Below are 13,945 nucleotides of genomic sequence, written 5' to 3' on the forward strand. Positions count from 1 at the left end.
TCTGCCTATTCCGTTCTGCCCGCGCCCAGATAGGCGCTGGAAAGCTCAGCGCCGGCGCTGCCCGTCAGCACGTCGCGCGTGCCCTCGAAGACTGTCTTGCCGTGTTTGAGCACATAGCCGAAATCCGCCACCCTGAGCGCCAGGCTGGCCATCTGCTCGCTGAGCAGCACCACGCGGCCGCCCTGCGCGCAGTACTGCTTGATGAAATCGAAGATCTGCGCCACAACAATGGGCGCCAGTCCCAGGGAGGGCTCGTCCAGCAACACGCAACGTGGTTCGTGCAAAGTGGCCATGGACAGGATCAGCATCTGCTGCTGGCCCCCGCTAAGGGTCCCAGCCTTCGCCGTTCGGCGTTGCGCCAGGACCGGGAAATTGCCGTACACCTGTTCCACGGCGACCTTGAAGTTTCCCTTTGGTTTGCGGAAATGCCAGGCTGTGATCAGATTTTCCTCGACGGTGTGCTGGTGGAAGATGCGCCGACCCTCCATGGCATGAGCCAGCCCTCGCCGCGCGCGTTCATGCGGCGGCAAGCGGGATATGTCTTCTCCATCCAGCAGGATCTGCCCGCCTTTGATCGGCGTGACTCCGGATATCGCCCGCATCAGCGACGATTTGCCGGCGCCGTTGGCACCGATCAAGGCGGTGATGCCATCGGGGCGCGCGGTCAGGCTGACACCGCGCACGGCGTCGATTGCACCGTAACTTACCTGCAGATTGCGGACTTCAAGCATGGACGGGCTCCTCAACGCCAAGATAGGCCTGGATCACGGCCTGGTCGGCGCGCATGCCGTCCATGTCGCCCCGATAGATTTCCTCGCCGGCTTCGAACACCACCACCTCCTCAACCAGTTCGGCCAGGAAATCCATGTGGTGATCAATGATCATGATGGCCACGCCATGGTCACGCGCCAGGCGGACCAGCCTGATAAGGTGTTCCGACTCCACCTCCGACAGGCCGGCGGCAGGCTCATCCAGCAGCAGCAGCTCCGGATCGCTGGCCAGGGCGCGGGCGACCTCGGCCAGGCGCTGGATGCCATAGGGCAGTTCGCTCATGATGGCGTCCGCATGGCCGGCCAGCCCGGCCGCCTGCATCAAGGCTTCGACCTGGCGCAGCAATGCGCCCTCTTCGCGCCTCGCGCCTGGGGTGTTGAACGCCGCGGCCAGCGCGCCATGCCGATAGCGCCGATGGGCTCCCATCAGGATGTTCTCGCGCACGGTAAAGCTGGGCACGTTGCGCGGATCCTGGAAGGTACGGGTAATGCCCGCCTGCGCAACCTTGTACGAGGGCCAGCCCGCGATGTCCCGGCCCTTGTACAAAATGCGCCCCGAGGTCGGCGCATAGATGCCGCTGATGACATTGACCAGGGTGCTCTTGCCGGAACCATTGGGCCCGACCAGCGCGGTGATGCTGCCGGCGCGCAGCTCGAGCGACACGCCCGCCAGCGCGCGCAGGCCCGAGAATTCCATGACCACGTCTTCAACCCGCACCAGCGCTTGCTGCCTTTCGGCGCCCGCGGCGGCCTGCCGCTGCGACAAAGGCGGCTCAGCCTCGACCGGCGCCGCGAGGCGCAACTGGTCGAACTTGCTGTAGCGCGTCTGCGTGCGCAGCAGGCCCGCAAGCCCTTTGGGCAGCAAAGTGAAGATGAACACCAGGATCAGGCCGTAGACGATGTACTGATAGTCATTGAAGGCCTGGAGCTTCTGCGGCAAGTAGGTGAACAGCACCGCCCCATACACCTGGCCTGCCAGCGAACCCAGCCCGCCCACGATCGACATCACCAGGATCTCGATGGACCGCATCAGGCCAAAGCTTTCCGGCGTCAGGTAGCCGATCATGTGCGCATAGAAACCGCCAGCCAGGCCGGCCAGGCCGCCGCTGATCGCATAGGCCGCGCGCTTGACGGCAGCCTGGGAGATGCCCAGCGATCCCGCCGCGATTTCGCTGACGTGCACGGCATAGAATGCCCTGCCGAAATGGCTTTTGACGAAGTTGCGCAGCATCAGCATGACCACCAGCAACACTGCCAACAGGATGCGGAAATAGGCCACGGTATCGATGGTCCAACCGAAGATCTGCAAGGTGCCGATCTGCGACGAAGGTATGCCCCGCATGCCCATCACTCCTCCCGTCACGCCGCGCAGTTCGCGCGCCAGCTCGTAGACGATCAAGCCGAAACCCAGCGACATCATCGCCAGGTAGAACTCGCGCACGCGGCCCGCCGGGCCCGCCAGCAGCAGGCCGACTGCGGCCGCCCCGAAGGTTGCCAGGAACAGCGCCACCGGAAACGGCACTCCCCAGGACTTCATCGCGATCGCGCTGGCATATGCGCCGATGGCGAAGAATCCGGCATGGCCCAGCGAGATCTGCCCGCTGATGCCGGTCAGCAGATTGATGCCCTGGGCGAGCAGGATGTTGATGATGACGAAACTCCACATCTGCACCGTGCCAGTGGCGACATGGCCGGCGCCTATCGCCAGCGCCACGGCCAGCACGCCCAGCGTCCAGGAGTTCGACAGGATTTTCCCCAGCTGTTTCATCGTCCTCACACCTTCACGGTTTCACGCTTGCCGAACAGGCCCTGCGGCCGGATCGTCAACACGCCTATCAAAAGCACGAAAGCCACGACCTCGGCCGCGGCGGGCGAGACGTAGCCCCCCACCAGCTTCTCCAGGATGCCGAGGATCAGCCCGCCCACCAGGGAGCCGAACGCGCTGCCCATGCCGCCCATGACCGCGGCGACAAATGCCAGGATCAGCAGATGCAGGCCAAAATTCGGATCCACCGTTCCCGACACCTGCGACACCAGGATGCCGGCGATGCCAGCCAGCACGCCGCTCACCAGAAACGAGAAGACCACCACGCGGTAGACCGGTATGCCCATGAGCGACGCCAGGTCGCGATCGTGCGCGACCGCGCGCACGCCGTAACCCCAGATGGAATGGCGCAGGAACAGCTCCATCAGGCCGACGATCATCACACTGATGACGAACACGGCGATGTACTGCAGCGAAATGTAGGCACCCATGAACTCCACCGTGTCGGTGCTGCTGAAGAGCACGTCCGGAAACGCCACAGCCTGTGTCCCGAACAGCCAGCTCGCCACACCCTGCAGGAAGATGCCTATGCCGAGGGTGGAGACCACCCACCCCATGCTGCCGGCAATGCGCCGCGTGGGCCGCACGCCGACCACCTCGACCACCCACAGGATGAAGGCCGTGGCCAGCAGCGACACGCCCACCGCCAGGAACACGTTGACCCCGGCGCCGACCATGACGGCCGTCAGCATCGCCCCCGCCATCAACACCGAACCCTGTCCGAAATTGAGCACGCGCGTGGTCCAGAACGTCAGGTTCAGGCCCAGGCCGATCAACGCATAGGCGGCGCCGACGCTCAGGCCTGACACGATCATTTGGATAAAGAAATCCATATCACCATCATCCATACAGACGGGCGCGGCCCAGCGCCTCATGGCGCCGGACGCGCGACGTGCCAGTTACTGGGCGACCGGCTGCAGCCGGACCTTGTCGTCCTTCTTCACGTACTCGAACACCTTGACGCCATCCGTCTCGATGCCGTGATGACGGCTCTTCGAGAAGTTGTAGGTGGTGTTGACGCCCTGGAAGTCCTTGATCGATTCGATCGCCGCGATAATGGCCTTGGGATCGGTGGAGTTGGCCTGGCGTATGCCTTCGAACAGCACATTGGCCGCGTCGTAGCCGTTGGACACCGAGATCGCCATGAACAGCTGCGGATTCTCCGGGTCGTTGCCCCACCAGCGGTCGGCGCCGTACTTCGCCTTGTAGGCCTTGGCGAAGTCCGCCGCCGCCGGACGCATGGGATTGCCGAACGCGCCGATCATCGTGCCCAGGGTGCCCAGGGTCAGATCGCCCGCGCCCTCCTGGTAGGGTTGCCCCAAGGCGCCATTGGAGGCGACCAGCGGCACGTTCACGTTCAGCCGCGCCATGGTCCTGCGCAGCACGGCCAGGTCCTTGCCCAGGCCGATGGCGGCGATCGCATCGACGTTGGCGCGCTTCATGCGCGCCACCTGCGCGGTCATGTCCTGCGCACCCTGGTTATAGGAGTCCGTCGCGACAGGCTTGGCGCCGCCGTTCTTGCCTATGGAGGCAGACAGGTAATCGACTCCGGTCACGCCGTAGGCCGTGCTTTCGTGCACGATGCCGATGCGCTTGAAGCGCTTGGCCAGGTATTCGCCCATGGCCACGGCCTCGATGTCGTTCTGCAGCGCGAACGAAAACACATTGGGCCGCGGCTTTTCTCCGGTCTTCTCGCCCGCATAGGTCACGACCGGCGTCTGCGCGATGGGGTTCATGTAGGGGCGGCCGTCGGCCTGGGCCATGTCGATCACAGCCAGGGTCGGTCCGCTGCCCGCCGGACCGATGATGCCGACAATATCCTTGTTGTCCAGAATGGCGCGCATGTTCTGCACCGCGCGGTCCGGATTCAGCTGGTCATCCAGCAGCATCGCAATCTCGATCTTCTTGCCGTTGATGCCGCCTTTGGCGTTCCATTGTTCGACGGCGAGCTCGACGGCGCGCCGGTTGCCTTCGCCAAACTCGCTATAGGGGCCGGTCAAGGCCGAGGTCATGCCGATCTTGACCGTATCCGCCGCCAACGCGGCCCCCGAAACCAAGGCCGCCACGGCGGCCGCCAACCACGCAGGCGTGGATTTCCTGTACCAGGACATGTCGTCTCCTCCTAGGTTCTTGCACGTTGTAGTGACGCGCCCCGAATTCTCGAAGCGCCATCCACTGGCCTCTCAGCGGGCCGTCTGGATCTCTTTGAAGGCGGCAAGGACGTCTGCCATTTCCGCCTGTGGCAGTTCGGCCGCGAAACGTTCGATATGGTCATAGGCGCGCTGCGCCACACCGGTCTCTTCGCCGATGCCGCGTATCAGCGCGGACACCCGGGTCCGGTCGTAGCTGTATTCCGTGTGGTCGGTGTCCAGCCGCACTATCAGAGGTTCGCTCTCACCCTCCAGTTCCGCTTCGAGGCGGCAGGCCAGCAAGCCGAGAGCATCGTCGGCATGCAGCCGGATCCGCGGGATCAGGCTTGCCACGGCCGTGTCGCCAAATTGCGCCATATGCGCGATGGTTGGCGTTCCATGCAGCAAGGTCGTGGCAACGCAGAACTGCGTGCTCATGAGCGTTCCGGAAATGCTCTGGAACGGTCCCTCCTTGTCCATGCCCGCATAGCCCACGACCGTAGGGTTCAGGTATACGCGCAGGGTCCTCAGGGCGCTGCCGCGCGTGCCCAGCAGGTCCCGCAGCCGCAGGCAGGCGCGGACCGGCGTCTGGTTGAGTGCGCAGACGGGGTATGGCTTGAAAGTCACCTTGAGCAGCGACCAGTCCTTGCCCAAGCCGCCGGCTATGGCAGCGACATCGCATTCGGCCCTGACGAAGGCACGTGCGAAGCCGGACTTGCCCTCGAAGGCGCCGTCCGCGGATACGGAACCATGGGCCGCCAGCGTCGCCGCCGCCAGCCCGTTGCGCCCGGCCATTCCAACCTGGTAGCGCCATTCGTCGGTGCCATCGCCGAAAGACTGCAGGATGCCGCCTGTGAACGAGGCGGCGTTGGACAACGCCGCCGCAGTGCGCTCCTCGGACAAGCGCCATAACCGGGCAACGGCAGCCGCGGCGGCGACCGTGCCGTACAGCGGCGAAGCGCGCAAGCCTGCGGCGGTCGTCCGGGCCGAATAGGCAGATTCCAATGCGCCGCCGATCTCATAGCCTGCCACCAATGCGGGCAGGAAATCCTCCATGGCCCCTTCGCCGTGCTCCACCAGCGCTGTCAGGAGCGGCAGCAGGATGGCGCCGAAATGTGCCACGCCGCAGGTATCTTCCTGCGCCCTGCCATGGAACAGCGCGGCATTGGCAAGCGCCGCACCCGCCACCGTGCTGCGGCGGCCGCTGCCAAGCAGCGTGGCGCCGCCGGGACGTTCACCGTCCATCGCCAGGACGGCCCGCTCGGCCACGCGGAAGAACGGCGTGGGATGCGAGCCCAATGCAATGCCGTAACCATTGAGCACGCAGGCGCGGACCTTTTCCACCACGGGTTCAGGAAGGCTGTCGACGGTCAGACCCGTCGAAAACGCCGCGAATTTTCTGGCCAAACTCATGTCTTCTCCCCTGCTTTCTTATGTGTTTGCCGCGTGTCAGCCGTTGTAGCGATCGCGTAGCACGCGCTTGAGGACCTTGCCGGAAGGATTGCGCGGCAGTTCCTCCACCACCTTCAATTCCCGGGGCACCTTGAAGTTGGCCACGCGCTTGCGGCAATGCCGGTCCAGCTCTTCCAGCGTCAGCGTGTGCCCGGGGTTGAGCACCACCACCGCAGTGATCCGCTCGCCCCACTGCTCGTCGTGCACGCCGATGACCGCGGCTTCGGCGATCTGCGGCATTTCGTAGAGCACGGCCTCGACTTCGCTGGAGGCCACGTTCTCCGCGCCAGTCAGGATCATGTCCTTGGTCCTGTCGGTGACGAACAGGAATCCCTCATCGTCCAGGTAGCCCACGTCCCCGCTGCGCAGCCAATCTCCGAAGAAAGCTTCAGCGGTTTTCTCGGGTGCGTTCCAGTAGCCCTTGGTCACCTTGGGCCCGCGCACGCAGATCTCGCCTTTCTCTCCGGCGGACAACCAGCGGCCCTCATTGTCCGCAATGCGGATCTCCACATGCGGCAATGCACGCCCGGTTGAACCTATCTTCTCGAGCTCACGGCCGGGTTCCATGAGCGTGTCGCCGCTGCAGGTTTCCGTCATGCCGAAGCCATCAATAAAGCGTCCCCGGGTAAACACGCGGGTGAAGTCTCGGATGCGGGATTCCGGCGTCTTTTCGCCTCCGGCAATGCACCAGCCGAAGGTATCGAGGGAGTACCGTTCGGGGTGCTGCACGGCCAGCACGCGGCTCAACATGACAGGGGCCATCCAGCCGCAGGTGAGGCCATGGCGCTCGATGGAAGCAAGCACCGCTTCCGGGTCGAACTCTCGGTGCACGCACAGCGTGCCGCCCACCCACAGCACCGCGATACCTGGCAGGTCGAAGGCGCCGACGTGATAAAGCGGGCCCACCACCAGCAGGCGCTCCTGGTGCGTCAGGCCCAGCGCGATCACATGGTCGATCGATTTCCAGTGGAGGTTGCCGTAGGTATGCATCACGCCCTTCGGGCGCGAGGTGGTGCCGGACGTGTACATCAGCCGGACCAGGTCGTCCTGTGCCATGGCGGCCGGTTCTGGCACTTCCCGCCCTGGCTTGCCAAGACTGCGCGAATCGGCCTGGCCCTCCGCGTTCAGCACTACCTTCGGCACTTCCAGGGCCGCCACCTCCGCGAACTCCTCGTCCACGAAAAGCAGCCTGGCTCGGGCGTCGGCAAGAATGTAGGCGGCCTCGGGCGCCGCCAGCCGGTAGTTGATGGGAAGGAACACCGCGCCCAGGTAGCTGGCCGCAAACGCCAGTTCCAGGAAGGCGGCGCTGTTCTTCATGAAGAGCGCCACCACGTCGTTGCGGCCTATGCCATGCGACTGAAGCAACGCCGCCGCCTGGCGGATGCGTTCATGGAAGTCGGCATAGCTGATGGCTTCATCGCGATAGATGATGGCGGCGCGATCGGGGGTGCGCCGGGCGTGATAGGCGATGGCTGCGCTCAGATTGAGCATGGTGGGTCTCCCTTGGATGGCGGCTCGGCGCGGGTGGCGGCCTGGGCCGGTCCCGCATCTCGATTCTGGCGCTTCAGTATGACTTCGGCATGCCGAGATCGTGTATGGCGATGTAGTTCAGGATCATTTCTTCCGACACTGGCGCGAACTTGAACAGCCTGGCGTCGCGCCACAAGCGCTCCACATGGAATTCACGCGCATAGCCCATGCCGCCCATCGTCTGCATGCTGCGTTCGATGGCATGGCTGGCAGCCTGGGAGCCTATCAGCTTGGCAATGTTGGCCTCGGTGCCATAGGGCAAGCCCTGGTCGCACAGCGAGGCCGCGTTCAGGTTCATGAGCCGCGCGCACTGCAGTTCCGCATGCGATTGCGCCAGGGGGAATTGCAGACCCTGGTAGGCACTGATGGGCTTGCCGCCAAACACCTTGCGGTCGTTCGCGTACTGCACCGCCAGGCGCTCCGCCAACCTGCCCGCGCCGACCAGGCTGGCAGTCGTCACGATGCGCTCGGTATTGAGCACGTCCAGCAATTCGCGAAAGCCCTTGTCCAGCGTGCCCACCAGTTCATGTGCTTCGATGCGGACATTGTCGAAGAACACCGAACATGCGCTGAGCGTCTGGGTGCCCACCTTCTCGATGGCCGAGTAACTCAGGCCCTCGCGTTCAACGTCGATCATGAACATGGAGATACCGTCCGTTGGCCGCGCCCCTTCGACGGGTTTGGCAGTGCGCGCCACGACCAGCATCTTCTGCGCGGCATCCACGGCGGTGATCCAGATCTTCCGTCCATCCAGGCGCCAGCTGCCATCGGGCTGGGCAGCGGCGAAGCTCTTCATGGCCAGCGTGTTGGTGCCGGCATCGGGTTCGGTAAGCGCCATGCAGAAGTTGATCTTGCCGCTGGTCAGGCCGGGCAGCAGTTCGCGCTTCATCTGCTCGCTGCCGAACCTGGAAATCGGCACGCCGCCGAAGATGGGATTGATCATGAATAGCTGGCCCAGCGTCGAACCGCCGCCGCCTGCGGAAAGTTCCTCGACGATGAGCGCCAACTCCACCATGCCCAGGCCGGATCCGCCATGCTCCTCGGGCAGCGCCGCGCCTGCCAGGCCGGCCTCGCAAATGGCTTGCCAGCACGCCTGGGGGAACGCGTTCTTGCGGTCCTGTTCGTACCAGTATTCCACGCCATACGTTTCACCAATGCGGCGCGCGGTCTCGACTATCAGCTTCTGCTCGTCCGAAAGCGAAAAGTCCATGTGATCTATCCTTGAGTATGGGTACGCAGCAGCCGGTAGGGGTCCTGCAGCAATTCGATGACGTGATTGAGGAATTTCAGTGCGCCCGCACCGTCGTGCAGCCTATGGTCCGCTGCCAGCACCAAGCCCATTTCGCGCCGCAGCGCGGGCGCGCCTTGCGAGTCGGGCCGGAATATCTCGCGAATGCTGCCCACGCCCAGGATGGCCGACTGGGGCGGGTTGATGATGGGCGTCATGTATGTGACGTTGAACATGCCCGCGTTGGAAATCGAGATGGCGCCGCCAATCATGTCCTCACGGGTGGCATTGCCCGAGCGCACGCGTTCGAGCAATGCATCCGACTGCCGTGCGATGCCGTCCAGCGTGGCGCCTGCCAGCCCGTGCAGGACGGGCGCCATCAGCCCGCGCTCGGTCGTGACCGCCACACCGACGTCAATGGCCTGGAACTGCACGATATGGTCGTCGTTCCAGATGCGGTTCTGTTGCGGCAAGGCCTCGAGCGCCCGCGCCACCGCGGCGATGACGAAGTGGTTCAAGGTCAACCGGGGTGCGTCAGCTTGGCCATTCAACCGGCCGCGCAAGGCGAGCAGCTCGCTGACTTCCGCTTCGGCCGAGAGATAGAAATGAGGTACCTGCTTGGCTTGCGTCATGCGGCGGGCCATGGACTGCACCAGCCCGCTGGCGGTGACTCGCTGGCCGACGTCCTTTGCCGCAACCGTCAGTTCGTCGGCGCTCTTCGCCAGCGCCGCCGGCGCTCCCGCCTGGCGCACATCGGCCGCCTTGATGCGTCCGCCAGGCCCCGTGCCGCCGACCTTCGCCAGATCCACGTCCAGTTCACGGGCCAGGCGCCGCGCCAGCGGCGTGGCCACGATGCGGCCGCCCACGACTGGCGCCGGCTCGACGCACGCCGGCACGGCCGGCTTGGTCATGACGGTTGCCTCCTCCCCGGCAGCAAGGCCGGGTTCCTGCTCCGCCCGCTGGCCCGGGCCCGTCCAACGCGCGACCACAGCGCCGACGGGAACGGTTTCGCCCGCCTGCACCAGGATCTCGCCAATCTGCCCGTCTGCCTCCGCCGCGATTTCGTTGGCGACCTTGTCGGTCTCCACCACGAACAAGGGATCGCCAGCCTTGACCTGGTCGCCAGCGGCCACGCTCCATTCGATCAACATGCCCTCGGTCATGGTCAGGCCGAGCTTGGGCATCAGCAGGTCATTCAGCGCGCCCATGGGCTATTGCCCCGCGAAGCGCGCTTCGCGCTTTTCAAGGAATGCACCGATGCCCTCATGCGCGTCGCGCGTGTCCAGCACCAGGCCTATCATGGCTTGCTCGTGCGCCAGCGCATTGGCCAGGGGCATGTCGGCGCCGTCGCGCAGCGTGCGCTTGAGCAGCTTCAACACCAGCGGCGACTTGCCTGCTATCTGCTCCGCCAGCGCCAGAGTCTGCGCCATGAGTTCGTCTTTCGGAACTGCGCGGTTGGCCAGGCCCATGCGCACCGCATCGGCGGCGCTGATGCGCCCGCCCGTGAACATCAGCTCCTTGGCCAGGCAAGGCGCGACCTGCCGGATGATGCGCTGCGTACCGCCCGCCCCCGGGAACAGGCCCAGGTTTATCTCGGTCAGCGCAATCATGGCGCTATCGGCCAGGATGCGCAGGTCCATGGCCAGGAGCAGCTCGGTGCCGCCGCCCAACGCCCAGCCGTTGACCGCAGCGATCGTCGGCTTGTCGCTGACTTCGATGCGCCGGAACACGCGATGGATATCCTCGGCGAACTCCTGGTAGTGCGCCAGCCCCTGGCGTGAATTCAGGTCGGCCAGGTCGCCTCCCGCCACAAAGGACTTATCGCCGGCGCCCGTGATGACGATGACGCGGCAGTCGTCGCTGGCTTCCAATGCGGCGAAAGCCCGCTCCAGTTCGATCAAGGTTGGAATGTCCAGCGCGTTGTGCACCTTCGGCCGATTGATGGTGATGATGCCGACGCGATTGCGGACTTCGGCAAGAATGCTGGGTTCGTTCATGCTGTCTCCTGGGTTCACGCGCAGAGCTTGCGCGCGGCGGCTATGACATCGGCCTCTTGGGGCTGGTACTGTTCTTCGAGCGATGGAGCGAATGGCACCGGAACGAAGGGCGCCGCGACACGAGCGATGGGCGCGTCGAGTTCGTCAAAACCTATGTCCGCCATTCGTGCAGCGATCTCGGCGCCGACCCCGAATGCCTCCACGGCTTCGTGCACGATGAGCAGCCGGTGGGTGCGTTCGAGCGATGCCAGCACCGCCTGTTCGTCCCAGGGCTGGATGCTGCGCAGATCCAGCACCTCGGCCTCGATGCCATCGGCAACCAGGGCCTCGGCGGCCCGCAAGGCCTTGTGCACGGTCGCGCCGTAGCTCACCACGGTCAGGTCTCGGCCCGGGCGTGCAACCCGGGCCCGGCCCAGCGGTATCGGTCCGGCATCATCGGCCACCTCGCCCTTGAGGGCATACAAGGCCTTGTTCTCCACGAACACCACCGGGTCCGGATCGCGAATGGCTGACTTCAGCAGGCCATAAGCATCGGCGGGGTTGCTGGGGCACACCACTCTCAGGCCCGGAATGTGGGCAAACCATGCTTCCAGGCATTGGGAATGCTGCGGCCCCGCGCTGATGCCGCCGCCATGCGGGGTCCGCACCACCATGGGCACACTGGCCTGCCCGCCAAACATGTAGCGAGCCTTGGCCGCCTGGTTGACCAGCGCGTCCATGGTCAGCGTCATGAAGTCCATGAACATGATTTCAAGCACGGGACGCAGACCGGACAGAGCCGCTCCCACTGCCGCGTTGGCCATGGCGGCTTCGGAAATCGGCGTATCGCGGATGCGGTCCGGGCCAAAACGGGCATGCAGCCCGCGCGTGACGCCGAACGGCCCTCCGGCTTCGGCGATGTCTTCGCCGAACAGGAACACCGTGGGATCCTCCTCCATGCACTCGGCCAACGCGCGGTTGATGGCATGGGCAAAACGTAGTTCAGCCATCTCAGTTCGCCTCGTTCATGGTGTAGACATCATTGCGCGCGTCCTCCCACACGGGCTGGCGCCCCATGCGCGCGCGTTCGACCGCGCGTTCGACCTGGGCCTGGACCTCCTCGAACGCCTGTTCGCGCTGCGCCTTGGCGACCCCGTTCTGATCCAGCACCGCTTCGAAGCGCGCTACCGGATCATGCTCGCCCAGGCCCTCGATCTCTTCGGAAGGGCGGTACTTCTGGGGATCCCCTTCATAGTGGCCGCGCCAACGGTGAGTGATGCACTCCAGCACCCGCGGACCTTCACCGGCGCGTATGCGCGCCACGGCCGCGCTGGCGGCGTCGGCCACCCCCAACACGTCGTTGCCGTCGATTTTTTCGTGGGGTATGGAAAAGGCGGCCGATAGCTTGTCCAGCGGCGCCACGAACTGTTTGTGGGTGGGAGAAAACTCGGCCCAACCATTGTTCTCGCACAGGAACAGCAACGGCAGGCGCCACAGCGCAGCCAGGTTGAGGCTTTCATGCAGCACGCCTTCGGCCATGGCGCCGTCGCCAAAGAAGGCCACCGCCACGCAGTCCTTTTTCTGCACCTGATGGGCCAGTGCGCTGCCCAGGGCTATCGGTATGCTGGCGCCGACGATGGCGTTGGCGCCCAGCATGCCGATGGACAGGTTGGCGACATGCATCGAACCGCCACGGCCCTTGCAGATACCCTCTTCGCGCGCCATCAGCTCCAGGAAGAAATCTTCGATGTCGATGCCCTTGGCCAGGGCATGACCATGGCCACGGTGGGTCGAGGCGACGGTATCGTCCGCCCGCAGCACCATACCCATCGCAGCGGCGACGGCCTCCTGGCCGATGCTCAGATGGATGAAGCCGGGCACCTCCCCGTCCGCGAACAAGCGTCCGAGCCTGAGCTCGGCCAGCCGGATGCGCAACATGCGCCGGTATGCGTCCAGCAACTGCTCTTTGTTGGCGCTAGCCACCATTGCCTCCTCGTAACAACCGCTATTTTTGATTCCACGCCGCCTGCCTTGGCGCCATGCTGTTACATATAAGTTATCGGTCAGTTAATTTACTAACCGTACGGTTAGATGAATCATAAGCAAAGGTTCTCGAGAACGTCAATCGGGTTTTTCAGGGAGTTTTCCCGCGCTGGAAGGGGCAGCGGCCGCGCTGCCCGCACGGCGACACGGGCAGCGTGGCGTCAGCGGTGGGGAATCAGGCGCGGCCGCCCGAGAGTGCGCGGGAGATCAGCGCGGCGCGGTCGCGCAGGTCAACGCCCAGGCGCTCGAGCGCCTCGCCCGAAACCTGGGCGCTGAAGCCAACGGCGCTGATGGCCATGGCGGCTTTGCCGAATTCGTCGAGCACCGCGGCGGAAACCGTGCTGACGCCTTTGACGTAGTTGCCGGCGTCCACCGCGTAACCCTTTTCACGGGCCTCGCGCACGCCTTCCATATAGTCCTTGAAAGGCGGCTTGTCGTCCCACCTCAGGTTGTCGAAACGTTGCCGCAATTCCTTGTCATCCAGCCCGGAATGGGCCGCCATGCAGCGGCCCAGCGCCGCGATGTACATGGGCAGTCGCTGGCCCACGCTCATGTGCACGCGCACCGAACTGTCGGTGTCGGCACGGTCCACCAGCACTACGCGCTCATTGGACGTGCGCTGCCAGAGCGTCGCAGTCACGCCGTGGCTGCGCGCGATATCGCGCAAATGCGGATGCACCAGCCGCACGTAGGATCCCTGCTCCAGCGCGCCCTTGGCGAGCTCGACCAGCCCCAACGCGATGGAATAGGTTTTCGTGGCTTCATCGAACGACACCAAGCCTTCATATACCAGCGTCTTGAGGAAGTTGTAGCAAGTGCTGGAATTGAGTTGCAGGTCGCGCGCCACGCGGGTGACCCCCACGCCCGAGGGCGCGGCGCTCAGGTAGCGCAGGACGCGTAATCCGCCCACGAGAGCACCTACGAGTTTTTCCGGTTGTTCGGTCGTCATTCTGAAGACAGAGAATTTCTCTGGATAGAAAAGAGCAAAAATT

The 13,945-nt window shown here is 64.6% G+C and carries 12 protein-coding genes; all 12 read right to left on the minus strand.

The window, feature by feature from the left end; genetic code table 11:
• Positions 1–5 precede the first annotated feature (5 nt).
• The 12 genes from HV793_RS28780 to HV793_RS28835 all read right to left on the minus strand — a co-directional run bounded on the left by HV793_RS28780 (position 6) and on the right by HV793_RS28835 (position 13,902).
• Positions 6–731, minus strand: a complete 726-nt coding sequence (locus tag HV793_RS28780; protein ID WP_054457845.1) for an ABC transporter ATP-binding protein — start codon at positions 729–731, stop codon at positions 6–8.
• Entirely contained in the window at positions 724–2,538 is a 1,815-nt protein-coding gene (locus HV793_RS28785; RefSeq protein WP_166738336.1) for a branched-chain amino acid ABC transporter ATP-binding protein/permease, read from the minus strand. The genes HV793_RS28780 and HV793_RS28785 overlap by 8 nt, the downstream gene beginning before the upstream one ends.
• Before the next feature lie 5 nt (positions 2,539–2,543).
• On the minus strand, positions 2,544–3,428 hold the full coding sequence (locus tag HV793_RS28790) for a branched-chain amino acid ABC transporter permease (RefSeq protein WP_054457847.1): 885 nt from the start codon (positions 3,426–3,428) through the stop codon (positions 2,544–2,546).
• A gap of 66 nt (positions 3,429–3,494) precedes the next feature.
• Entirely contained in the window at positions 3,495–4,706 is a 1,212-nt protein-coding gene (locus HV793_RS28795) for an ABC transporter substrate-binding protein (protein ID WP_054457848.1), read from the minus strand.
• Between the two features lie 72 nt (positions 4,707–4,778).
• Positions 4,779–6,137, minus strand: coding sequence for an MmgE/PrpD family protein (locus tag HV793_RS28800; RefSeq protein ID WP_125471420.1), 1,359 nt, complete (start codon positions 6,135–6,137; stop codon positions 4,779–4,781).
• A 36-nt stretch (positions 6,138–6,173) separates the two neighbouring features.
• The gene (locus HV793_RS28805; RefSeq protein ID WP_175214333.1) at positions 6,174–7,667 is read right to left on the minus strand and encodes a long-chain-fatty-acid--CoA ligase; all 1,494 of its coding nucleotides are present in this window, start codon (positions 7,665–7,667) and stop codon (positions 6,174–6,176) included.
• Between the two features lie 73 nt (positions 7,668–7,740).
• A complete protein-coding gene (locus tag HV793_RS28810) occupies positions 7,741–8,916 on the minus strand; it encodes an acyl-CoA dehydrogenase family protein (RefSeq protein WP_054457850.1) in 1,176 nt (391 codons plus the stop codon).
• A 5-nt stretch (positions 8,917–8,921) separates the two neighbouring features.
• A complete protein-coding gene (locus tag HV793_RS28815) occupies positions 8,922–10,142 on the minus strand; it encodes a dihydrolipoamide acetyltransferase family protein (RefSeq protein WP_054457851.1) in 1,221 nt (406 codons plus the stop codon).
• A 3-nt stretch (positions 10,143–10,145) separates the two neighbouring features.
• Complete coding sequence (locus HV793_RS28820; RefSeq protein WP_175161581.1) at positions 10,146–10,931, minus strand: enoyl-CoA hydratase/isomerase family protein; 786 nt, start codon at positions 10,929–10,931, stop codon at positions 10,146–10,148.
• Positions 10,932–10,945: 14 nt separating this feature from the next.
• Entirely contained in the window at positions 10,946–11,920 is a 975-nt protein-coding gene (locus HV793_RS28825) for an alpha-ketoacid dehydrogenase subunit beta (protein WP_175214334.1), read from the minus strand.
• A 1-nt stretch (position 11,921) separates the two neighbouring features.
• A complete protein-coding gene (locus tag HV793_RS28830) occupies positions 11,922–12,893 on the minus strand; it encodes a thiamine pyrophosphate-dependent dehydrogenase E1 component subunit alpha (RefSeq protein WP_119450671.1) in 972 nt (323 codons plus the stop codon).
• 235 nt (positions 12,894–13,128) lie between these two features.
• Positions 13,129–13,902 (minus strand): IclR family transcriptional regulator, encoded by a 774-nt coding sequence (locus tag HV793_RS28835; protein WP_125471425.1) that lies wholly within the window; start codon positions 13,900–13,902, stop codon positions 13,129–13,131.
• Between the last annotated feature and the right edge of the window lie 43 nt (positions 13,903–13,945).

The organism is Achromobacter aegrifaciens, assembly GCF_902859965.1.
In the GTDB taxonomy this organism is placed as follows: domain Bacteria; phylum Pseudomonadota; class Gammaproteobacteria; order Burkholderiales; family Burkholderiaceae_B; genus Achromobacter; species Achromobacter aegrifaciens.